Source organism: Arthrobacter sp. 210 2, assembly GCF_059093025.1.
On the sequence record NZ_JBNHIE010000002.1, the window covers coordinates 132925 to 154023 of the forward strand.

Annotated in this window: 20 protein-coding genes; 13 read left to right on the plus strand and 7 right to left on the minus strand. The window is 65.6% G+C overall.

What is annotated here, in order from left to right; genetic code table 11:
* Positions 1-91: 91 nt before the first annotated feature.
* The 4 genes from AC5RWA_RS05030 to AC5RWA_RS05045 form a co-directional block, all read right to left on the minus strand.
* Entirely contained in the window at positions 92-1420 is a 1329-nt protein-coding gene (locus tag AC5RWA_RS05030) for an enolase C-terminal domain-like protein (protein WP_494056785.1), read from the minus strand.
* Positions 1417-3033: an aldehyde dehydrogenase (NADP(+)) gene (locus AC5RWA_RS05035; RefSeq protein WP_494056786.1), complete on the minus strand. Its 1617-nt coding sequence runs from the start codon at positions 3031-3033 to the stop codon at positions 1417-1419. Before AC5RWA_RS05035 ends, AC5RWA_RS05030 begins: the two co-directional genes overlap by 4 nt.
* A 32-nt stretch (positions 3034-3065) precedes the next feature.
* Positions 3066-3980 (minus strand): 5-dehydro-4-deoxyglucarate dehydratase, encoded by a 915-nt coding sequence (gene kdgD, locus AC5RWA_RS05040; RefSeq protein WP_476244659.1) that lies wholly within the window; start codon positions 3978-3980, stop codon positions 3066-3068.
* Between the two features lie 134 nt (positions 3981-4114).
* Positions 4115-4999: a LysR family transcriptional regulator gene (locus AC5RWA_RS05045; RefSeq protein WP_494056787.1), complete on the minus strand. Its 885-nt coding sequence runs from the start codon at positions 4997-4999 to the stop codon at positions 4115-4117.
* A gap of 141 nt (positions 5000-5140) precedes the next feature.
* On the opposite strand from AC5RWA_RS05045, the gene AC5RWA_RS05050 reads away from it, so the two are divergent.
* The 5 genes from AC5RWA_RS05050 to AC5RWA_RS05070 are packed head-to-tail and all read left to right on the plus strand — an operon-like array spanning position 5141 to position 8987.
* A complete protein-coding gene (locus AC5RWA_RS05050; RefSeq protein ID WP_115523982.1) occupies positions 5141-6142 on the plus strand; it encodes a Bug family tripartite tricarboxylate transporter substrate binding protein in 1002 nt (333 codons plus the stop codon).
* A gap of 44 nt (positions 6143-6186) precedes the next feature.
* Positions 6187-6741: a tripartite tricarboxylate transporter TctB family protein gene (locus AC5RWA_RS05055; protein ID WP_494056788.1), complete on the plus strand. Its 555-nt coding sequence runs from the start codon at positions 6187-6189 to the stop codon at positions 6739-6741.
* 9 nt (positions 6742-6750) lie between these two features.
* Positions 6751-8283, plus strand: a complete 1533-nt coding sequence (locus AC5RWA_RS05060; RefSeq protein ID WP_494056789.1) for a tripartite tricarboxylate transporter permease — start codon at positions 6751-6753, stop codon at positions 8281-8283.
* Positions 8280-8684 carry a universal stress protein gene (locus AC5RWA_RS05065; protein ID WP_275729686.1) on the plus strand — a complete coding sequence of 135 codons (405 nt, stop codon included), beginning with the start codon at positions 8280-8282 and terminating at the stop codon, positions 8682-8684. The genes AC5RWA_RS05060 and AC5RWA_RS05065 overlap by 4 nt, the downstream gene beginning before the upstream one ends.
* 24 nt (positions 8685-8708) lie before the next feature.
* Entirely contained in the window at positions 8709-8987 is a 279-nt protein-coding gene (locus tag AC5RWA_RS05070; RefSeq protein WP_494056790.1) for a hypothetical protein, read from the plus strand.
* Positions 8988-9121: 134 nt separating this feature from the next.
* On the opposite strand, the gene AC5RWA_RS05075 is transcribed toward AC5RWA_RS05070, so the two are convergent.
* Positions 9122-9646, minus strand: coding sequence for an NUDIX hydrolase (locus tag AC5RWA_RS05075; RefSeq protein ID WP_494056791.1), 525 nt, complete (start codon positions 9644-9646; stop codon positions 9122-9124).
* 118 nt (positions 9647-9764) lie between these two features.
* On the opposite strand from AC5RWA_RS05075, the gene AC5RWA_RS05080 reads away from it, so the two are divergent.
* A complete protein-coding gene (locus AC5RWA_RS05080) occupies positions 9765-10034 on the plus strand; it encodes a hypothetical protein (protein ID WP_494056792.1) in 270 nt (89 codons plus the stop codon).
* A 3-nt stretch (positions 10035-10037) separates the two neighbouring features.
* Here AC5RWA_RS05080 and radA read toward each other — a convergent pair whose 3' ends face one another.
* Positions 10038-11411, minus strand: a complete 1374-nt coding sequence (gene radA, locus AC5RWA_RS05085) for a DNA repair protein RadA (protein ID WP_079596813.1) — start codon at positions 11409-11411, stop codon at positions 10038-10040.
* 274 nt (positions 11412-11685) lie between these two features.
* On the opposite strand from radA, the gene AC5RWA_RS05090 reads away from it, so the two are divergent.
* From AC5RWA_RS05090 to AC5RWA_RS05115, 6 genes are all read left to right on the plus strand, one after another.
* On the plus strand, positions 11686-12942 hold the full coding sequence (locus AC5RWA_RS05090) for an ABC transporter substrate-binding protein (RefSeq protein WP_494057072.1): 1257 nt from the start codon (positions 11686-11688) through the stop codon (positions 12940-12942).
* Between the two features lie 57 nt (positions 12943-12999).
* Positions 13000-14004: a carbohydrate ABC transporter permease gene (locus AC5RWA_RS05095; RefSeq protein ID WP_494056793.1), complete on the plus strand. Its 1005-nt coding sequence runs from the start codon at positions 13000-13002 to the stop codon at positions 14002-14004.
* Positions 14001-14918, plus strand: a complete 918-nt coding sequence (locus AC5RWA_RS05100; RefSeq protein WP_115523991.1) for a carbohydrate ABC transporter permease — start codon at positions 14001-14003, stop codon at positions 14916-14918. Before AC5RWA_RS05095 ends, AC5RWA_RS05100 begins: the two co-directional genes overlap by 4 nt.
* Entirely contained in the window at positions 14918-16360 is a 1443-nt protein-coding gene (locus AC5RWA_RS05105) for a GH1 family beta-glucosidase (RefSeq protein WP_494056794.1), read from the plus strand. The genes AC5RWA_RS05100 and AC5RWA_RS05105 overlap by 1 nt, the downstream gene beginning before the upstream one ends.
* A 63-nt stretch (positions 16361-16423) precedes the next feature.
* Positions 16424-17440: a LacI family DNA-binding transcriptional regulator gene (locus AC5RWA_RS05110; protein WP_494056795.1), complete on the plus strand. Its 1017-nt coding sequence runs from the start codon at positions 16424-16426 to the stop codon at positions 17438-17440.
* Positions 17440-18501, plus strand: coding sequence for a Gfo/Idh/MocA family protein (locus AC5RWA_RS05115; RefSeq protein WP_494056796.1), 1062 nt, complete (start codon positions 17440-17442; stop codon positions 18499-18501). Before AC5RWA_RS05110 ends, AC5RWA_RS05115 begins: the two co-directional genes overlap by 1 nt.
* Here the strand turns inward: AC5RWA_RS05115 and AC5RWA_RS05120 are convergent.
* Positions 18498-19625 carry an FUSC family protein gene (locus tag AC5RWA_RS05120; RefSeq protein WP_494056797.1) on the minus strand — a complete coding sequence of 376 codons (1128 nt, stop codon included), beginning with the start codon at positions 19623-19625 and terminating at the stop codon, positions 18498-18500. The genes AC5RWA_RS05115 and AC5RWA_RS05120 overlap by 4 nt on opposite strands.
* Before the next feature lie 254 nt (positions 19626-19879).
* Here AC5RWA_RS05120 and pstS point away from each other — a divergent pair, with 254 nt between their 5' ends.
* Positions 19880-21001 carry a phosphate ABC transporter substrate-binding protein PstS gene (gene pstS / locus AC5RWA_RS05125; protein WP_494056798.1) on the plus strand — a complete coding sequence of 374 codons (1122 nt, stop codon included), beginning with the start codon at positions 19880-19882 and terminating at the stop codon, positions 20999-21001.
* Positions 21002-21099: the final 98 nt, after the last annotated feature.

Genomic DNA, 21099 nt, shown 5'->3' on the forward strand with positions numbered 1-21099 from the left:
CGGCTGCGGGGCCCAATGCGGGGGCATAGGAAAGTAGTGGGGCACGCCACAGCGGACCCCACTACTTTACCGAAAGTGCTGCCGGAGGCTGCTAACGGACCAGGCAGGGCCGCTTCGGGTCGAAGGACCAGCCCTCGATGTAGTACTGCATGCCGATGCTGTCGTCGCGGGCATTCAGGCCCTGTTCCAGATAGAGCTGGTGTGCCTTGTCCAGGGCATCGCGGTCCAGCTCGATGCCGAGGCCCGGGGCGGCCGGAACCTCGATGGCGCCGTCCTTGATCTGCAGCGGTTCCTTGGTGAGGCCCTGGCCGTCCTGCCAGATCCAGTGCGTATCCAGGGCGGTGATTTCACCCGGAGCCGCGGCACCGGTGTGGGTGAACATGGCCAGCGAGATGTCGAAGTGGTTGTTCGAGTGCGAGCCCCAGGTGAGGCCGAACTCGTGGCACATCTGCGCCACCCGCACTGAGCCGTGCATGGTCCAGAAGTGCGGGTCAGCCAGCGGGATGTCCACGGCGTTGCTGCGGATCGCGTGCGACATCTCCCGCCAGTCCGTGGCGATCATGTTGGTGGCCGTCTTCAGGCCCGTGGCCCTGCGGAACTCCGCCATGACTTCTCGGCCGGAGAAGCGGCCTTCTGCACCGCAGGGGTCTTCCGCGTAGGCCACAACGCCCTGCATCCGCTTGCCCAGCCTGATTGCCTCGTCCAGGAGCCAGCCGCCGTTGGGGTCGAGGGTCACCCTTGCCTCGGGGAAGCGCTTGGCGAGGGCCGTGACCACGTCCACTTCGTCGTCGCCGGACAGCACGCCGCCCTTGAGTTTGAAGTCGCTGAACCCGTACCGTTCCTGGGCGGCCTCAGCCAGCGCCACCACGGCCTCGGGCGTCATGGCTTCCTGCCGGCGGAGTTCCTCCCAGCGGTCCGCGGGTGCGTCCTCCACGAGGTAGGGCAGGTCCGTCCGCTTGTGGTCCCCCACGAAGAAGAGGTAGCCGAGCATCGGGACGGAGGTGCGCTGCTGGCCGTCGCCGAGCAGTTCAGCCACGGGAACGCCGAGGTACTGCCCGTGCAGGTCCAGCAGCGCGGATTCGACGGCGGTGACGGCATGGACCGTGGTGCGCAGGTCGAAGGTCTGGAGGCCGCGGCCGCCGGCGTCGCGGTCAGCGAACTCGGCAGCGATTTCACGCAAAAGCGAGCGGTAGCGGGCCACCGGCTTTCCGGTGATCAGGGCGCCGGCTTCCTCGATGGTGTTGCGGATCTTTTCGCCGCCGGGAACTTCACCCAGGCCGGTCCTGCCGTCCGAATCGGTGATGATCACAACATTGCGGGTGAAGAACGGGCCGTGCGCGCCGCTGAGGTTCATCAGCATGCTGTCGTGCCCGGCAACCGGGACAACCTCGACCCGGGCAATGCTTGGCTGGGTGGTCATGCGTTAATTCCTGCTTTCTGTGCTTCGGCGGCTTCCACAACGCCATCGATCCTGCGGTTCAGGTGCCAGGGGTTGGTGTCCTGCAGGGGTGTGGGGAGGAGTTCCTGGGGGATGTTTTGGTAGGCGACGGGGCGCAGGAAGCGGTTGATCGCGAGGGTTCCGACGGAGGTGGTGCGGGAGTCGGAGGTGGCGGGGAAGGGGCCGCCGTGGACCATCGCGTGGCCGACTTCGACGCCGGCGGGCCAGCCGTTGACGATGATGCGGCCCACTTTCTGCTCCAGCGCGGGGATCAGGGGTGCCGCGGTGGGGTAGTCCTCTTCGGTGAGCTGCAGGGATGCGGTGAGTTGGCCTTCGAGGCGTGTGATGGCTTCGAGGAGTTCGTCGGTGCTGCCGTAGCGGATGACCAGGGAGGCGGCGCCGAAGATTTCCTCGTGCAGGACGTGGTTGGTGACGAAGTCGCGGACCTGGGTGCCGAAGATGGTGGGTGCCGGAGCGTTTTCGGTGGCGCCGGCGGTGCCCTTGCCGATCAGGTTCACGCCGTCGGCGTTGCCGAGGGCTTCTGCGCCGGCGTTCCAGGAGCCGGCGATGCCGGCTGTGAGCATGGTCTGTCCGGAGCAGCCGGAGACGGCACGGCCGACGGCGGCAGCGAGTTTGTCGCCCAGTTCACCTTCGGGGGCGAACAGCAGGCCGGGGGAGGTGCAGAGCTGCCCGGAGCTGCCGGTGACGGCGGTGACGTACTGGGCCGCGAGGGCGTCGATGTCTTCGGCGGAGCCTTTGAGGGCGCCTTCGAAGACGAAGACGGGGTTCAGGGAGGACATTTCGGCGTAGACCGGGATGGGTTCGCGGCGGGCTGCCGCGGTTTTCATCAGGGAGATGCCGGCGGCCTGGGAGCCGGTGAAGCCGACGGCCTTGATGTTGGGGTCGGCCACGAGGGCCTGGCCGATGCTGGCGCCGGGGCCGTAGATGAGGGAGAACACACCGGGGTGCAGGCCGAAGTCTTTGACGGCTTTGGCCACGGCCTGGCCGACAAGTTCGCCGGTGCCGGGGTGGGCGTTGTGTGCCTTGAAGACGACGGGGCAGCCCGCGGCCAGGGCCGAGGCGGTGTCGCCGCCGGCGGTGGAGAAGGCGAGCGGGAAGTTGCTGGCGCCGAATACCGCAACGGGGCCGAGCGGGATCTGGCGCTGGCGGATGTCCGCCCGGGGCAGCGGGGTGCGGTCCGGGATGGCGGGGTCCACGCGGACTCCGCGGAAATCGCCCTGGCGGACCACGTTCGCGAAGAGCCGCAGCTGGCCGGTGGTGCGCGCACGCTCACCCTGCAGGCGGGCGGCGGGCAGCCCGGTTTCCTGCCCGGCGCGGACGATCAGTTCCTCGCCGATGGCTTCGATGTTGTCCGCGATCGCTTCAAGGAACCCGGCGTGGGTTTCCGGGTCCAGTGTGGAGAAGGACGGGTACGCGTCAGCTGCCGCGGCGGTGGCCAGCTTCAGTTGGTCCTCGGTGATCAGGGAGTACGCGGGATCGAGCTGTTCATTGGTGGCCGGGTTGAAGCCGAATGCTGTCTTGCCGTCGCCGACGACGGTCTGTCCGGCGATCAGGGAGTGTCCGGTGAGGGTCACGATGGTTCCTCCTGGGAAGCGGTGGATCAGGGTCAGGATACGCGGGCGATAAGGGCCTTGAGGTCCGCCAGGTCCTGCTCCGCCATGTTCTGCAGAGGGGGACGGACCGGGCCGGCGGAGCGGCCGATGGCGTCCAGACCGCCCTTGACGATGGAGACAGCGTAGCCCTTCACGCGGTCACGGATATCCAGGTAAGGGATCACGAAGTCGTTCAGCTTCTTGTTGACGGCCACGCGGTCGTTGTTGCGGACATCCTGGTAGAAGTCCAGCGCGAACTGCGGGACGAAGTTGTACATCGCGCTGGAGTAGGTGCTCATGCCCAGCTGCAGCAGGGGGAGGGCGAAGGTTTCCGCGGTGGGAAGGCCGCCCAGGTAGAAGAGGCGGTCGCCAAGCTTGGCGTAAACGCGGGCGTCGTGTTCGAGGTCGCCAACACCGTCCTTGAAGCCGATGAGGTTTTCGTGCCGGTCCGCGAGGGTGGCAACAGTGGTGTCCTTGTAAATGGCGTTGGCGCGGTTGTAGATGATGACACCCAGCGAGGTGGCGCTGCAGATGGCGCTGACGTGGTCGATCAGGCCGCCCTGGTCGGCTTCGGTCAGGTACGGCGGGAGGAGCAGGAGGCCGTCAGCGCCTGCTGCTTCTGCAGCCTTGGCATTCTCAATTGCCTGTGCTGTTGATCCGCCGGCTGATGCAAGTACCGGCACCTGGTTGCCGACTTCTTCGACGGCGGTGCGCACCACGTGGGCGGATTCGGCGGGGGTGAGGGAGAAGCCTTCGCCGGTGCCGCCCGCTGCGAACAGGCCTGCCACCGGGAAGCTCGCCTGCCAGGCAAGGTGCTTCCGGTAATTTTCCTCGTCGAACTGCAGCTGGCTGTCAAAGGACGTCACCGGGAACGACAGCAGGCCGTCTTTCAGGGTGTTTGCCAGTTCCTGCGGGGTGTACTTTGCCACGATGTTGTCCTCTGTGTGAGCGCCGGGAGGGCGGCTGGTGGTGGATTCCTGTTCAGGTTAGGCAGAGGACGTAATGCCTGTCTAAGTGCATTTTTGTATGTATTGATACCTTCGGTGCATGATCCGTGTGCCGTCTACTCCATGGCAAACTCAAGGTCGCGCAGGAGGCGGGCCAGTGCCGGGTTGGTGATCCTGCGGTTCCAGAGCGCGTGCAGCTCCACCTGTTCCTCCCTCCCTGCTTCCAACGGCAGGAATTCCACGCCTTTGATGCCCAGGAGGGTAGCCGAATGGGGCACGAAGGCCAGCCCGCGTTTTGCCGCAACGAGCGAGACCATCGTGAGGATCTGGCTGACCGTGTGCACCACGTTGGCATGCTGGATGGGGAGCATGCGGACCACCAGGTCATAGAAATAGCGCGCCTGGGTGGGGGAGTGCATAATCAGGGGCTCGTCCTTGAAATCCTCGGCGGTGAGGTCCCGTCCCAACAGCGTCAAGGGATGGCCCGAGGGGACCGCCAGCACCATGGACTCGCGGTAGAGCAGGTGCGAATCAAAGGTTTCGCTGTCAAAGGGAGGGCGCGCGAAGCCAAGGTCGAGTTCGCCGGTCAGCAGGCCGTTGAGCTGCTCGCGCGTCACCAACTCCTGCAGGTCGATGTCCACGTCCGGCATGATGCCCGAGATCTCTTCCAGCAGAGGGCCCAGGATGCTGAAACCACTTGCTGCCGTGAAGCCGATCCGCAGGACGCCCGAGCGTCCGGACGCGATGCGGCGGGCTGTGACCGGGGCACGCTCCGCCAGCGCCATCAGCCGGCGCGCTTCCTCAAGGAACGTCTCCCCTGCCGAGGTGAGCTCCACCCGCCTGTTGTCCCGCTCAAGGAGCTCAGCGCCGATGATTTTCTCCAGTTTCTGGATCTGCCGGCTGAGAGGCGGCTGGGTCATGTTGAGCCGCTCCGCGGCGCGCCCAAAGTGGAGTTCCTCTGCGACGGTAATAAATCCCGCCAGCTGGTCAAACGTAAACATGATGCCTTCCGGGTATCACTTGATGCTGATTTGGGCTTAGACAGGCATCATAACGCGTCCCTAAACTCGATCCAGCAACCCGAAGTGATTCGGTTCACAGCACCGTCCGGGAGCATCCCGGAGCTTTTATGAGGAGTCCCAATGAAGCACTTCCCCACCCGCCGCTCGGTCCTCGGCGCGGCATCGGCCATCACCCTGCTGGCCATGACTGCCTGCGGCAACGTCGCCGGTGGCCAGTCCACCACGGCCGAGTACCCCTCCGGACCGGTCAACCTCACGGTCGGCCAGGCAGCCGGCGGCAGCACCGACCTGATCGCCCGTGCCCTTGCCGAGGGAGCCTCGAAGACGCTCGGCAAGCCGATGCCCGTGGTCAACAAGCCCGGCGCCAACGGAGCACTCGCTACCAAGGAAGTTGCCGGCAAGCCGGCCGACGGGCAGGAACTGGTCCTGCTGACCGCGTCCCTGATCACCATCACGCCGCTGGCAGTCTCCGCCGACGAAGCGGTCAACATCGACGATCTGGACATCATTGCCGGCCTGTCCCAGGACGACTACGTCCTGGTGGCCAGCCCGGAGTCCGGCTTCAAGTCCTTCAAGGACGTGACCGACGCCGGCCGCAACGTCACCTTCGGCACCACCGGCGTTGGCACCGGAAGCCAGCTGGCGCAGACCGTGCTCTTCAAGCAGGCCAGCGTCACCGGCACGGACATCCCGTTCGACAGCGGCAAGCCGGCGTTGACGGCCGTCCTGGGCAACCAGGTGGAACTCGCCACCATCCAGCTGGGCGAGGCCATGCCCCAGATCGAGGCCGGCAAGGTATCCCCGCTGCTGGTCTTCTCGGAGGAGCGCAACAGCTTCCTGCCCGACACCCCCACCGCCAAGGAAGCCGGATACGACGTTCCGGTGGCGCAGTACCGGGCGGTCGCCGCCCCCAAGGGCACTCCCCAGGACGTCAAGGACAAGCTGTACTCGGCATTCCAGGAGACCTTCAAGTCCGAGGCCTACAAGGAGTTCAACAAGAAGAACATGCTGACGCCCAAGGAGATCTCCGGCGAGGAAGTAGTCACCGAGTGGAAGGGCTACGCAGCGAAGTACAAGGAGCTGGTGGAGAAGTACGACATCAGCCTGAGCGGAAATAAGTGATTCCTGTGAAAGGAACCCCCGCAGTACCCGCCGGAGGAAGCAGCATGGCTGCTCCCTCCGGCGGGGGCACCCCCCACGCTCATAACGACGTCCCGGGCGACGTCCTTGATGAACTGACACCGGAGCAACTGGCAGCCCAATGGGAAGAGGAAAAGCCGCCGGCGGCCGGTCCGCTCGCCAGCATGGCATCCTCGCTGGTGGTCCTCGGCGTCGGGATCGGTGCCATCATCCTGTCCGTCGCCATGGGACTGGGCACCCCGGCCAGCCCGCAGCCGGGCCTTTGGCCCTTCATCATCAGCTGCGTCATGGTGGCGCTGGGCCTGTTCCAGCTGGTCCTGGGCCGGCACAACCGGGATGCCGAAAAGTTCACGCGCATGTCCCTTGCCCCTCTCACAGGCGTGGTGACACTGGCAGCGATGGTTGCCCTCATGCCGCTTATCGGTTTCGAGATCCCGGCGCTGATCCTCTGCATCATCTGGATGCGCTTCCTGGGCGGCGAGACCTGGCGTTCCACCCTGCTGGTCAGCGTCATCATTGTCGCGGCGTTCTACGGCATCTTTGTCCTGGCGCTCGGCACTTCCATCCCCCACCTCTTCTAGGAGACCCCCGTGGATTTTCTGAATCCCGTTATCAACGGATTTGCGGTTGTCCTGGAGCCGACCAACCTCCTCTACTGCCTGGTCGGCGTCGTCATCGGCATGCTGATCGGCGTACTGCCCGGACTGGGGCCCGCGGCAACCATCGCCATCCTGCTGCCGCTGACCTACAACGTGGAACCCGTCACCGCCATCATCATGCTGGCCGGCATTTTCTACGGCGCCCAGTACGGCGGCACCATCACCTCCGTACTCCTCCGGCTTCCCGGCGAAGCGTCCTCCGTCGTCACGGTTTTTGACGGCTACCAGATGGCCCGGCAGGGGAAGGCCGGCACCGCTTTGGGACTTGCATCCATCGGATCCTTTGTTGGCGGCACGGCAGCCATCATCGGCCTGACGTTCCTGGCGCCCATCGTTGCCAGCTTCGCGCTGGACTTCGGCCCGCCGGAGTACACCGCCCTTGCGCTGCTGGGCATCCTCCTGGTGGCAACCATCAGCAGCGGCGCGAAAGCCAAGGCGCTGATTGCCGCCGCCCTCGGTCTCCTGCTCGCGACAGTGGGCCGGGACGTCTTCACCGGGGAAAGCCGGTTCACCTTCGGCAGCCTGCAGCTGGCCGACGGCATCGACTTCGTGCCGATTGCCATGGGCATCTTCGGGCTGGGTGAAATCCTCTACAACCTGGAGGAACGGCACCGGGCCGCGAAGGCGCCGTCGAAAGTGGCCAACGTCTGGCCGTCCCGCAAGGACCTCAAGCAGGCCTCCGGTTCCATCGGCCGCGGATCCGTCCTCGGCTTCTTCCTGGGCATCCTCCCGGGCGGTGGCGCCACCATTGCCTCCATGGCCTCCTACGCCATGGAGAAGAAGCGGGCCAAGCAGCCCGAGCGGTTCGGCAAGGGAGCGCCGGAAGGCGTCGCCGGCCCGGAGACGGCCAACAACGCTGCGGCCACGTCGTCGTTCATTCCGCTGCTGACGCTTGGCATTCCGGCCAACGCCACCATGGCACTGATGTTCGGTGCGCTGCTCATCCAGGGTGTGACCCCCGGCCCGCAGCTGGTGGAACAGAACCCGGATCTGTTCTGGGGCGTTGTGAACTCGATGTACATCGGCAACATCCTCCTGCTGATCATGAGCCTGCCGCTTGTGGGAATCTTCGTCAGGATCCTGCGCGTCCGCGCAGCCATCCTGGCTCCCGTCACTGCTCTGATCACGCTGCTTGGCGCCTACACCATCAACAACAGCATGTTTGATGTCATGCTCGTGGTGGTCTTCGGCATCATCGGCTACCTCATGAAGAAGTTCGGCTTCGAACCGGGCCCCCTGGTGCTCGCCTTTGTACTGGGCGAGCTGCTCGAGAGCTCCATGCGGCGTTCCCTGCTGGTCTTTGGCGGTGACCCACTGGGCTTCTTCGGCCGTCCCATTTCGGCCACACTGCTGGTCGTTTTTGTCCTGGTGGCAGTGCTGCCGTTTATCCGCACCTCCATCGCCAAGCGCAAGCTACCCGCTACTGCATCTGCAGCCCGGCCGGACATCAAGGAGAAAGTATGAGCATCGTCGTCGGATTCGTTCCAACACCCGCGGGAGAAGCCGCCCTCAAGGCCGGCATCGCCGAAGCCCGCCTGCGGAATGAGGATCTCCTGATCGTCAACTCCGCCCGGGAAGGCGCACTGGTGGACAAGTCGGTGGCACCCGAAGAGCTGCTGGAGCAGGCCGCCCGCCGGGCCACCGAGGCCGGTGTCCAGGCGAGCGTCATCCAGCCGCCGTACCAGCATGATCTCGCCGACGAGTTCCTGGATGTGGCCCGGGACGCCAATGCATCCCTGATCGTGATCGGCCTCCGGCACCGCACCCAGGTGGGGAAGTTCATCCTGGGCAGCCACGCGCAGCGCATCCTGATGCAGGCGGACCGGCCGGTGCTTGCGGTCAAGGCCGACGGCGGAAACTTCTAGCAGAGAGCCCTTTGGAGAGGCACCATGTACATCCACAAACCGGCCCGCCGGGGAACAGTAAGCGCCGCACCGCCCCTTCCTGACTGGTCCAGGCTCTGCCGCAAGGACCACGTCGAGGTCCACACGGGCGGCCACGGCCCAATGTCCGGAATCATCGACATGATCGCCGCGGACCGCAGTGTCTTTTGGATGATCCGGGACGACGGCGCGGGCAGGACCATGGTGTGCTGCGGAGACGACGTGACCGTGGTCAAGGTTGCATCAGCCAACACGATGGCAGGGCGAATCCACGCAGCTGCCTGACAACATGCAACGTCTGGCGCAGACACGAAGGCCGGGAATCCCAGCGGATTCCCGGCCTTCGTGTGTCCTGGGCCGTGGGCGGGCAGCTTCCGGTGCAGGCCCCTTGACTGTGACCCGGCGTACTGGAAGTTCGCTTACCAGGACTTCGCGCGGACGTGCTCGGCGAGGGCGTCGAGGACCGGAATCTGGCCCTTGACCAGCTTGAGCCTTGCCTCCGGTAGTGGGAACCAGCGGGCGTCATCGATCTCCGGGTACTCCTGGATCCTGCCTGACCCCTTGGGCCACTCGAGGGGAAAAGTGTTGCTGGCAATCCGTTCCGGCTGGAAGTCCTGATCGGCCGCATAAACGGTGATGATCTTGCCGGAGGGCTGGCGGAATTCGCCCAGGTGTTCGTAGTCAGCAGCAGGTGCGGGAGTTCCCATTTCCTCGGCGAATTCCCGCAGGGCGGCCGCGAGCGGATCCTCGTCCTCGGTGTACTCGCCTTTCGGAATGGACCACGCGTGCGCGTCCTTGCGGGCCCAGAATGGCCCGCCCATGTGGGCGATCCACACCTGCAGTGCCCCGGGAACATCGGATGCGCTGGCTGGCTGTTGGCCGGCGGCGGCCCCGGGCGTTGTGCCCAGCCTGTACAGAAGGATTCCTGCGCTTCGGACCGGCATGTGTCCTCCATTTCCAGCCGCATTCAACAAGTAGCAAATTCGCCGTCCAGCGTTAACCGGCAGTTCACGGCCCTGCTTTAGGTTATTCCTTCAGGCACTTTCCTCGAAGGGACCCGTCATGGCCAACATTGCTGAGGTTTTGGGCCGGCTGACGCCGGAAGAACTTGATGAGCTTCGCAGCCTTGGCCCGCAGGGCCACCTGCCGCGGCACCTGCTCGATGCCCTGGACCGTGCTGCGGGCGGCCCCGGAAACGGGCGCGGGTACTACGTGCCCACCGGAAACGTCAGCGCCACCGGCGGCCCGCTGCTGGTGCTCCGCAGCGATGTGTCCGGCTGGCTCTTCAACGCCCACCGGGACGATCCGGAGCAGCTTCCGCGGCACCCTTAGCTGCTACCCGATCAGCAAACTCAGCGCCTCCGTCAGGTGCTCCACTTCCCGCACGGAGAACCCGGCGGGTATGGGTCCCGGCCCGGCATGGCTTGCCGGGACCACTGCGTGGGTGAACCCCAGCCGGTGGGCTTCCTGGATGCGCTGGTTGATGCCGGGCACCGGCCGGACCTCACCCGCGAGCCCCACCTCGCCGAAGGCAATCAGCCGGATGGGCAGGGGTTTGCGCGCCTTGGCTGAAGCCACGGCAAGGGCAACCGCCAGGTCCGTGGCAGGTTCACTCAGCTTCACGCCGCCCACGGTGGCCACATAGGAATCGTCCTTGTGCAGCAGGGTTCCGGCACGCTGCTGCAGCACCGCCAGGAGCATCGAGACCCGGGAACTGTCCAGGCCGCTGGTGGCACGGCGCGGCTGCGAGTTGGGGCTCTCGGCCAGCAGCGACTGCACCTCCGCGAGCAACGGCCTGCGGCCTTCCATGGTCACGGTGATGCAGGTGCCGGAGACCGGATCCTTGGTGCGGCTGACGAACAGTCCGCTGGGATCCGCGAGCCCTTCGATGCCGTTTTCGTTCAGGTCGAAGCAGCCCACGTCGTCGGTGGGTCCATACCGGTTCTTGACCGCACGGAGCAGCCGCAGCCGCGAGTGCCGTTCGCCTTCGAACTGGCACACCACATCCACCAGGTGCTCCAGCAGCCGGGGCCCGGCGATGGACCCGTCCTTGGTCACGTGGCCCACCAGCAGGGTGGTCATGTTCCGGCGCTTTGCCGCGGCGATGATGGAGGCCGCCACTTCGCGGACCTGGGAGACACCGCCGGCACTGCCGTCCACGTCCGCGCTGCTCAGGGTCTGGACCGAGTCCACGATCAGGAGCCGCGGCTCGATCTTCTCCACCTGTCCCAGCGCCTGGCCCAGGTCCGTCTCGGCGGAGAGGTACAGGGATTCCGCGACGGCGTCGATCCGCTCCGCCCGCAGCTTCACCTGCGCCGCGGATTCCTCGCCCGTCACGTACAGCACGTCCTGCGCCGTCCGGGCGAACTTCGCCGCGACATCCAGCAGGAGGGTGGACTTGCCGACACCCGGCTCACCCGCCAGCAGGATGACCGCGCCCGGCACCAGGCCGCCGCCGAGCACACGGTCCAGTTCATCCACCCCCGTGGGCAGGAAAGCCGCCGTGGTGGCGTCAACCTCGGCAATCCGGCGGGCCGGCTCAAGGACCGTTGTGGCCGCCGTCGTACGCGCAACAGCCGTGCCCGTTTCCTCTACGGTGCCCCACGCCTGGCACTCGCCGCAGCGCCCCACCCATTTGACGGTGGTCCAGCCGCATTCGGCGCATTTGTAGGCGGGCGCTTTGGAAGCCCGGGAAGTCTTTGTTGCCATGCGTTCAACCCTAGCGGCGGCCACCGACAATCCAGCGCCCGGCGTTTCGACAGGCTCAATCACCCGGCTGTAGGCCCGGCCACTCCCGATCCGGGGTGCTCCGGAGATGTTCAGAGAGCGCTCTCTTGACAGTGATCTGCGCCACGCTTACAGTTGAGGAACTTGCCAGAGAGCGCTCTCTCAGCGCCGGTAGTTCCCCCACAAAGGAGTGACCTTGAAATTCGCACGTCGACATACCGCGGCCGCCATCGCGGGCGCAGCGGCCCTGGCCCTGATGGCCACCGGCTGCAGCGGCAGTTCAGAACAGGCAGCAAGCGCAGATAATCCCGTGGAACTCACGGTCACCACCTTCGGAACGTTCGGCTACGACGATCTTTACGGTGAATACGAGCAGGCCAACCCCGGAATCAAGATCAAGGCCACCAACATCGACCGCGGAGCCAATGCCCGCACCGACGCCTTCACCAAGCTCGCGGCCGGCTCCGGCCTGAGCGACGTCGTCGCCATCGAGGAGGGCTGGCTGGGATCCATCATGGAAGTCTCGGACCAGTTCGTGGACCTGAACGAGCACGGCGCAGCTGACATCAAGGACAACTGGGTGGACTGGAAGTTCAAGCAGGGCACCGATCCGGACGGCCGCGTCATCGGGTACGGAACAGACATTGGACCGCAGGGCCTTTGCTACAACGGGAAACTGTTTGAGGCTGCCGGCCTGCCCAAGGACCGCGAATCCGTCGCCAAGCTCTTCGGCGGCGAGGACGCCACCTGGGAGACCTACTTCAAGCTCGGCGAACAGTACAAGGCGGCCACCGGCAAGGCCTGGTACGACCAGTCCGGCTTCGTCTGGAACTCGATGGTGAACCAGATGGAAGAGGGCTACTACACCAAGGACGGCGACCTTAACGTCGACGGCAACGCGGAGATGAAGGACAAGTTCGAGCTGCTGGCCGCCGGTACCGCCGCAGGACTGTCCGCCAACCAGACCCAATGGGACTGGGGCAACGGCAAGGCGTTCACTGACGGCTCCTTTGCCACCTTCGTCTGCCCGGGCTGGATGCTCGGCACCATCAAGGGCCAGCTGGAATCAGCAGGCGGCGGCACGGACAGCGGCTGGGACTTCGCCGACGTCTTCCCCGGCGGGGCCTCCAACTGGGGCGGCGCTTTCCTCTCCGTGCCCAAGACCTCCGAACATCCGGCAGAAGCTGCAAAGCTCGCCGCCTGGCTGACCGCACCTGAGCAGCAGGTCAAGCAGTCGGCCGCCGCCAACAACTTCCCCAGCACCCTCAAGGCGCAGGAGAAGCTCGTAGCGGACGCCACCCCCAACGTGCTCTTCAACAACGCCCCCACCGGCGTCATCCTTGCCAACCGCGCCAAAGGTGTGGTGGCCCAGTTCAAGGGACCCGACGATTCCGTCATCCAGGAGAACGTGTTCGGCCCCGCGCTGAAAATGCTCGACGCCGGCACCGCCGACGCTGACAAGGCCTGGTCAGAAGCACTGACCCTCCTCAACGACCTGGTCGTAAAGAACTAGCACCACCCGCTGTGGGGCCTCCCCGACGGGAGGCCCCCCGATGGAGGGCAAAAGCCCATGACAACCACCCTGAACCGCCCCGCGAAACCCGCGGCCATCAAACCGAAACCCACCTTCAGGCAGCGCCTTAACGTCTTCGACGTCAAAGCATCGCCCTACCTCTACATCGCCCCGTTCTTCATCCTCTTCGCCCTGGTGGGACTCTTCCCCCTGATCTATACCTTCGTGGTGAGCCTCTTCGACTGGCACCTGCTCAAGGGCCAGGGCGAATTCGTGGGCCTGCAAAACTTTACGGAGGTCCTGCAGGACCGCTTCTTCTGGAACTCCCTGTTCAACACCGTGAGCATCTTCCTGCTCTCCGCCATCCCGCAGCTCGCGGTCGCGCTCTTCCTGGCCGCCATGCTCGACCAGAACATCCGGGCCAGGACGTTCTGGCGGATGAGCGTCCTCCTGCCGTACATCGTGACGCCCGTGGCCGTGGCCATGATATTCACCAACATGTTCGGCGAGCAGTACGGCCTGATCAACAACGTGCTGGGCAACTTCGGCCTGGACCCCGTGATGTGGAAAAGCGAAACACTGCCCAGCCACATCGCCATTGCCACCATGGTGAACTGGCGCTGGACCGGCTATAACGCCCTGATCCTGCTGGCCGCAATGCAGGCCGTTCCCCGCGACCTCTACGAGTCCGCCGCCCTGGACGGCGCCGGAGCCGTCCGCCGGTTCTTCAGCATCACCCTGCCCAGCATCCGTCCCACCATGGTTTTTGTGGTCATCACGTCCACCATCGGGGGCCTGCAGATCTTCACCGAACCGCGCCTGTTCGATCCCGCCACAGCCGGCGGCTCCCAGCGGCAGTTCCAGACCACGGTCCTGTACCTCTGGGAAATGGCCTTCCAGCGCCAGAACTTCGGCAAGGCATCCACCATCGCCTGGCTGCTTTTCCTGATCATCGTGCTGTTCGGCATCATCAACTACCTCATCTCCCGGCGGATCGCCACCGCCGACGCCGCCAAGCCCTCCAGGGCTGCCCGGAAACGTGCCGAAAGGACCAAGCGATGAGCACCATCGAGGGGACAGCGCCTGCCGGATCCAGCACCGCCGGCAGACCCGCGCCCGCGCCTGCCCGTTCCACCCTCCGCAAGCGCATTTTCGGCTCCGGGGAAAAGCCCGGATTCCTGACCTACGGCCTGCTCCTGGCGTTCCTGCTGTCCTCGGCCTACCCCCTCTGGTGGTCCGCCGTGATCGGCAGCCGTTCCAACGAGGCCCTCGGTGAAACCTGGCCGCCCCTGCTGCCGGGCGGAAACTTCTGGACCAATGTGGGCGAGGTCTTCGACACCATCCCGTTCTGGCTCGCGCTGGGCAACAGCGTCCTGATTTCCTGCATCATCACCGTCTCGGTGGTCGGGTTCTCCACCCTTGCCGGGTACGCCTTCGCCAAACTGCGCTTCAAGGGCCGGAACGGGCTCATGCTGATGGTCGTGGCCACCATGGCCATCCCCACCCAGCTGGGCATCATCCCGCTCTTCATGGTGATGCGCACCCTGGGATGGACCGGCGAGATCGGCGCCGTGGTGGTGCCCACGCTGGTCACGGCATTCGGCGTCTTCTTCATGCGGCAGTACCTGGTGGATGTGATCCCGGACGAACTCATCGAGTCCGCCAGGATGGACGGCGCCAGCATGATTTCCACTTTCCGGCACGTGGCCATCCCGGCCGCCCGGCCCGCCATGGCCATTCTGGGGCTCTTTACTTTCATGACGGCCTGGACCGACTTCCTCTGGCCGCTGCTGGTGCTCGACGCCGGCAACCCCACTTTGCAGACGGCGCTCAGCCAACTGCAGTCTGCCCGCTACGTGGACTACTCCGTAGTCCTCGCCGGAGCGGTGCTGGCAACCCTCCCGCTGCTGGTGCTCTTCGTACTGGCCGGCAAACAACTCATCTCAGGAATCATGCAAGGAGCAGTGAAGGGCTAATGCAGCACCCAACGTACGCAAGGCAATGGCCCGAGGGCTTCCTGTGGGGATCGGCGACGGCGGCCGCACAGATCGAGGGCGCCGGCCACGAAGGCGGCAAGGAAGACTCCGTGTGGGACCACTTTGCCAGGATTCCCGGCGCCATTGCCCAGGGCGACAACCTTGAGCAGGCAGTGGACCACTACCACCGGATGCCCCAGGACGTCCGGCTGATAAAGGAGCTGGGACTGGACTCCTACCGGTTTTCCACCAGCTGGGCCCGGGTGCGGCCGGGGGACAGGGGCATCAATCACGAGGGCCTGGATTTCTACTCCCGGCTGGTGGATGAGCTCCTCGAAGCGGACATCCTGCCGTGGCTTACCCTTTACCACTGGGACCTGCCCCAGGCGCTTGAAGAAAAGGGCGGCTGGGCCAACAGGGACACCGCCTACCGGTTCGTGGAGTACGCAAACGACGTCTACTCGGCACTGGGGGACAGGGTCCGCCACTGGACCACGTTCAACGAGCCGTTCTGCTCTTCACTCCTCGGCTACGGATCCGGCGTCCACGCTCCCGGCCGGCAGGACCCGGCGGCGGCCATCGCCGCCGTGCACCACCAGCACCTGGCCCACGGGCTGGCGGTAAATGCGCTGCGCAGCCGCGGAGCGCAGCAGCTGGGGATCACCCTCAACCTGAGCAATTCCATCCCGCGGGACAGCACGGACCCGGTGGACCTCGACGCCGCACGCCGGTTCGATTCGCTGCAGAACAGGATCTTCCTTGACCCCCTCCTGCGGGGAAGCTACCCGGAAGACACCCTCCGTGACCTGGCCCCGTTCGGCTTGCAGGACGTCATTCTTCCGGGGGACCTGGAAACCATCAGCGCCCCGCTGGATTTCCTGGGAGTGAACCACTACCACGACGACCTCATCAGCGGCCACGCCGACGACGCCGGAAGCGACGGCCACTCCGGCGGCGCCGAACGGCCCTCCGCCTCACCCTGGATCGGTTCCGAGGACATCGCGTTTCCCAGCCGCGGGCTGCCGCGGACAGCAATGGGCTGGGAAGTGAACCCGGGCGGGCTGCGCACCCTGCTGGTCCGGCTGGGGGAGGAGTACCCGTCGCTGCCGCCGTTGTACATCACCGAAAACGGCGCCGCGTACGAGGACATTGTCAGCCCGGACGGCGCCGTGCACGATGAAGAGCGGACCGGGTTCATCCTGGAGCACGTGGCCGCCGTCGGCGAAGCAATAGACCAGGGCGCGGACGTGCGCGGCTACTTCGTCTGGTCCCTGCTGGACAACTTCGAATGGTCGTGGGGCTACGGGAAGCGCTTCGGTATTGTCCGCGTCAACTACGGCACTTTCGAAAGAACGGTCAAGGATAGCGGCAAGGCCTACGCGGAACTGATTGCCGCCGCGAAGCGGAACGCCTCCCGGCTCGCTGCATCCCTGCCCGCCTAAACTGAAATCCCCGGCGCAGTGCCAGCTAGATCACTGTGCCAGCTAGATCACGGAGCGAAGATTGTGAAGCCAGACCCGAGCGGAAGCCGGCCAACGCCCACCCTTGAAATGGTGGCAGCGCTGGCCGGCGTCTCCCGTGCCACCGTCTCGCGGGTGGTTAATGACGTGCCCAGCGTCGATGAGGAGATAGCTGCCAAGGTGCGGCAGGCCATTCTCGCAGTGAACTACACGCCCAACCGGGCGGCGCGTTCCCTGGCCAGCAGGCGGCCCAACTCGGTGACGCTCATTGTGCCGGAGTCCACGTCCAAGGTGTTCGCGGACCCGTTCTTCGCGTCAGTGGTGCAGGGTGTGGCCCTGTACCTGGCGGACACGGACTACACGCTGAACATGGTGATCGCCTCCGAGGCCAAGCCGGAAAAGACCAGGGCATTCCTGCTGGGCGGCAATGTGGCCGGTGCCCTGGTGGTGTCACACCATGCGGGGGACAGGTCCTGGACGCACCTGAGTGACTACATCCCCATGGTGTTCGCCGGCAGGCCGCTGGGCGAGAGTGCCAGCTACTACGTGGACGTGGACAACGAGGCCGCAGCCGCGGGAGCAACCCGGTTGCTGATCAAGCGTGGGCGGACCAACATTGCCACCATCGCCGGGCCCCAGGACATGCCGCCGGGCATCGACCGCGTCAGCGGCTGGAGAAAGGCCATGGCGGAGGCCGGACTGGATGACTCCCTGGTGGAGTACGGGGATTTCACCCTTGCATCAGGAGCGAAAGCGATGCGCCGGCTGCTGGGCAGCGGGCGGCCGGTGGACGGGCTCTTTGTCGCCAATGACCAGATGGCCGCAGGTGCCTACACGGTACTGCAGGAACGCGGGCTGCGGATTCCCGATGACGTTGCGGTGGTGGGGTTCGATGACGATTCGTTCGCCACATCCGTCAATCCCCAGCTGACCACGGTCCATCACCCGATTATCGAGATGGGAAAGAAAATGGCCGAGATCCTGGTGAACCTGATTCAGGGGAAGGACGCCGACCGTGTCACGCAGATTCCCACGTCCCTCGTGGTCCGGGACTCCGCCTGATGGGGGCGCCAGGAGAAAACATCGCCGGCAACGCCAAGCGCGTCCTGCGGTGGGGTGTTGTTGCCACGGGAAGGATCGCCCACCGGGTCACCCGCGACCTTGCCTGCCTTGAGGACGCGGAACTGCAGGCCGTGAGTTCCCGGAGCGAGGATTCCGCCCGCGCCTTCGCCGAGCAGCACGGCTTTGCCCTGAGCTACCACGACACACCGGCCGCAACCGGCCACCGGCAGTTGTTTGCCGACCCCCTGGTGGACGTGGTGTACATCGCCACGCCGCACGCCCAGCACTTCGAGGTTGCCCGTGCAGCCCTCGACGCCGGCAAGCATGTGCTGTGCGAAAAGCCGCTCACCATCAACGCCCGCGAGGCCCGGGAGCTGGTCCGGCTGGCCGGCGAACGGGGACTGTTCCTGATGGAGGCAGTCTGGACCCGCTTCCTGCCGGCAACCCGCCGCGTCCTGCAGCTTATACGCGAGGGTGAGATCGGCGCCGTCCGCTGGGTGCAGGCGGATCTGGGGTTCCCCGCTGTGTACGATCCGACCGACAGGCTGTGGGATCCGGCTGCCGGCGGCGGCGCGCTGCTGGATCTCGCGGTGTATCCGCTGACCTGGGCGGTGGCGGCCCTCGGATTTCCCGCCGCGCTCAAGGCCAAAGGGCATCTGAACCAGGACGGCGTGGACGTGCAGACCACCCTCTCCCTTGAGTACCCGGAGGGCGCCGCAGCCCAGCTGATCTCATCGATCCAGGCCGCCGGTCCGGGCATGGTCACCCTCAGTGGAACGGCGGGCTGGATCAGGACAGGAGCTCCGCTGTACAACCCAAGGACTGTGGAAATCTGCGGCCGCGACGGCCGCACCAGGATCGAGGAGTTCCCCGAGGACACCGAAGGCTTCATCCACGAACTGCGCGAAACGGCCCGCTGCATCCGCGCCGGCCTGCAGGAGAGCCCGCTGATGCCGTGGACCGAAACGGTGCAGGTGATGCAGCTGCTTGACGAAGCACGGCAGCAGCTGGGGCTTCGCTACCCGAACGACGCCGTTTCGTCCCCAGCCGCCGGGAACTAAAGCGCCGGCAGCACGTCCCGGGCTTCGCGGGCGTCCATGCCGGTGGCCTCCAGCAGGTCAACCATCAGCGGCCGGTACAGCATCACCACGGTTTCGCCTTCCAACCGCTGTACCTCCAGCAGCCTCGGGTGCAGCCGCAGCGCAATCTCGCTCAGGTCCCGCCGGGCCGTGCGCAGGTGGGCGCGGCGGACGCCGTCGTGCGTTTCCGCGAGGCCCAGCGACAATTCGTCAATCGCGGCAGCGGTCTCCTGCAGCACCTCCGCAATGTTCGCGGTGGCTTCGTCGGAGAGGGCGGCGTGGTTGATGGCGCTGGTGAGGCGGCGCGCAAAAACCCGGCTGTTCCTCAGCGCCAGGTCGATGAAATCGAGCGACTGCTTCAGCTGGTCCAGTTCCTCACGGTGCCGGCGGTAGGCGGGCGCGAGCCTGGCCACCTCGCCCGACGCCCGCAGCGAATGCCGCATAGCGTCCACCAGGGGCTGGCAGTTCCTGCCCCGCACCAGCGCATGCCAGGCCCGCGTCGAATCGCTGTCAGCCAAGGCCTCCGCGCACTCACGCAGCACCTCCGCCAGCTCATGGAGGAGCTTCTGCACGTCCTTCCGGGGCTCCCTGCGGGGATCCTTGGGGACCAGGATTGTCACCAGCAGGGCGAACAGCCCGCCGATGACGGCGTCGATGCTCCGGGTGAAGGGCCCGCCGGGCGGGGCCGGGAGCAGCACTACCAAGAGAGACTGCAGGCCCAGCTGCGTGGTGAAGATGTTGCCGCTGTCCAGGAAGCGGGCCAGCAGGATGGAGAACAGAAGGACGACGGCGGCCTGCCAGATTCCGCTGCCCAGCCAGTGCAGGAGCAGGTCACCCACCGCGATGCCGATGGTGCAGCCCAGGCCCACCTCCACCACGCGCCGCAGCCGCGGTTCCCGGGAAAACCCCAGCGCAATCAGCGACGAGGTGGCCGCGAAGAGCGGCCCCGAGTGGCCCAGGACGTATTCGGCGAAGGCGTAGGCACCCACCGCACACACGGTCATCTGGATGGCCGGAACAAGCGAGTTCCGGCTCCGGATCAGTCCGGTGCGGATACGGCCGCGCAGGAAACGCCTGCCTGCTGAAAGTCCTGCTGCGGGAGCCATGCCGTCCAGTCTATTTGCTGCCTGTGACGTTTATTTTGCGGCTGGCCCACTACGGCCGCAGATGTGATCCGCGCAATGGTGACCCGGCATTTGTAAGCCAATATCCCGCGGTCGTTAATGTTCCGTTCACCTTGGGCAGGGCATCCCTTTACCTGCGGCCCCTAACTTCGATGAAGGTACAAAACGTACGCATCGCGCTGCAGGGTTCTCCGTCCCTGTCCCGCACCTGAATAACCCTGGAAGGGGTACATCTAGTGAAGGCACTCCGCTTCGGCCGCCACGCGGCTATCGCTGTTATCGCAGCCGGCGCACTCGCGCTCACCTCCTGCGGTTCAGACAACGCCACCAACACCGCGCCCGGCGGCACCCAGACTGCTGGCGGCCCCAAGGTCACCGGCACGCTCACCGGCATCGGCTCCTCCGCGCAGGGCGCGGCAATGGACGCCTGGAAGACAGAGTTCGCCGCCGCCAACCCCGGCGCCACTGTGCAGTACTCCCCGGATGGTTCCGGTGCAGGCCGCAAGGCCCTCCTGGACGGATCCGCCCAGTTCGGCGGCTCCGACGCTTACCTGAAGGACGACGAGTACGCCACCTCCCAGACCGTCTGCGGTCCTGACGGCGCACTGAACATCCCGGTCTACATCTCGCCGATCGCCGTCGCGTTCAACCTGCCCGGCATCACCGAACTGAAGCTTGACGCCGCCACCGTTGCCAAGATCTTCCGCGGCGAGATCTCCAACTGGAACGATCCCGCCATCGCCGCCCTCAACGAAGGCGTGGACCTGCCGGACCTCAAGGTCACCCCGGTGAACCGCTCCGATGACTCGGGCACCACCACCAACTTCACCGACTACCTGGCTGCTGCTGCACCCGAGGTCTGGACGGACAAGGCCTCCGGTGTTTGGCCTGCATCCCTGCAGGGCGAGAACGCCAAGGGCACCTCCGGCGTGGTCAAGACCGTCACCGACACCCCCGGCGCCATCACCTACGCGGACGACTCCGCAGTGGGCGGAACCCTCGGTGTTGCGCAGATCAAGGTCGGCGAATCCTTCACCGAAATCTCGGCCGAAGCCGCAGCGAAGGCTGTTGACGCAGGCACCCCGGTTGAAGGCCGCTCCGCCAACGACCTGTCCATCAAGCTGGACCGCAAGACCACCAACGAGGGCGCTTACCCCATCGTGCTGGTGTCCTTCCACGTCGTCTGCTCCACCTACGACAGCCAGGAAACCGTTGACCTGGTCAAGGCCTTCGAGAACTACGTAGTCTCCGAGGAAGGCCAGCAGGCCGCCGCGGATTCCGCCAAGTCCGCTCCGCTCTCTACCGAGCTGGCTGAGAAGGCCGCCAAGGCCATCGATTCCATCAAGGTCAAGTCCTAATCACCGCTCCAAACCCGGGTTCCCCGCCTGCCACAAGGCAGTGCGGGGAACTTCGGTTTGACCGCAACATCTTCCAGTGTCAGTAAACGATCGAAGGG

What these genes read in the sequence shown, in the direction of transcription:
- AC5RWA_RS05065 (WP_275729686.1), top strand. Translation starts at nt 8,280, where the DNA reads ATGAGCATCGTCGTCGGATTCGTTCCAACACCCGCGGGAGAAGCCGCC.
- AC5RWA_RS05075 (WP_494056791.1), bottom strand. Translation starts at nt 9,646, where the DNA reads ATGCCGGTCCGAAGCGCAGGAATCCTTCTGTACAGGCTGGGCACAACG.
- AC5RWA_RS05115 (WP_494056796.1), top strand. Translation starts at nt 17,440, where the DNA reads ATGGGGGCGCCAGGAGAAAACATCGCCGGCAACGCCAAGCGCGTCCTG.
- AC5RWA_RS05055 (WP_494056788.1), top strand. Translation starts at nt 6,187, where the DNA reads ATGGCTGCTCCCTCCGGCGGGGGCACCCCCCACGCTCATAACGACGTC.
- radA (WP_079596813.1), bottom strand. Translation starts at nt 11,411, where the DNA reads ATGGCAACAAAGACTTCCCGGGCTTCCAAAGCGCCCGCCTACAAATGC.
- AC5RWA_RS05090 (WP_494057072.1), top strand. Translation starts at nt 11,686, where the DNA reads ATGGCCACCGGCTGCAGCGGCAGTTCAGAACAGGCAGCAAGCGCAGAT.
- AC5RWA_RS05105 (WP_494056794.1), top strand. Translation starts at nt 14,918, where the DNA reads ATGCAGCACCCAACGTACGCAAGGCAATGGCCCGAGGGCTTCCTGTGG.
- AC5RWA_RS05080 (WP_494056792.1), top strand. Translation starts at nt 9,765, where the DNA reads ATGGCCAACATTGCTGAGGTTTTGGGCCGGCTGACGCCGGAAGAACTT.
- AC5RWA_RS05045 (WP_494056787.1), bottom strand. Translation starts at nt 4,999, where the DNA reads ATGTTTACGTTTGACCAGCTGGCGGGATTTATTACCGTCGCAGAGGAA.
- AC5RWA_RS05120 (WP_494056797.1), bottom strand. Translation starts at nt 19,625, where the DNA reads ATGGCTCCCGCAGCAGGACTTTCAGCAGGCAGGCGTTTCCTGCGCGGC.
- AC5RWA_RS05095 (WP_494056793.1), top strand. Translation starts at nt 13,000, where the DNA reads ATGACAACCACCCTGAACCGCCCCGCGAAACCCGCGGCCATCAAACCG.
- AC5RWA_RS05100 (WP_115523991.1), top strand. Translation starts at nt 14,001, where the DNA reads ATGAGCACCATCGAGGGGACAGCGCCTGCCGGATCCAGCACCGCCGGC.
- AC5RWA_RS05050 (WP_115523982.1), top strand. Translation starts at nt 5,141, where the DNA reads ATGAAGCACTTCCCCACCCGCCGCTCGGTCCTCGGCGCGGCATCGGCC.
- AC5RWA_RS05030 (WP_494056785.1), bottom strand. Translation starts at nt 1,420, where the DNA reads ATGACCACCCAGCCAAGCATTGCCCGGGTCGAGGTTGTCCCGGTTGCC.
- AC5RWA_RS05070 (WP_494056790.1), top strand. Translation starts at nt 8,709, where the DNA reads ATGTACATCCACAAACCGGCCCGCCGGGGAACAGTAAGCGCCGCACCG.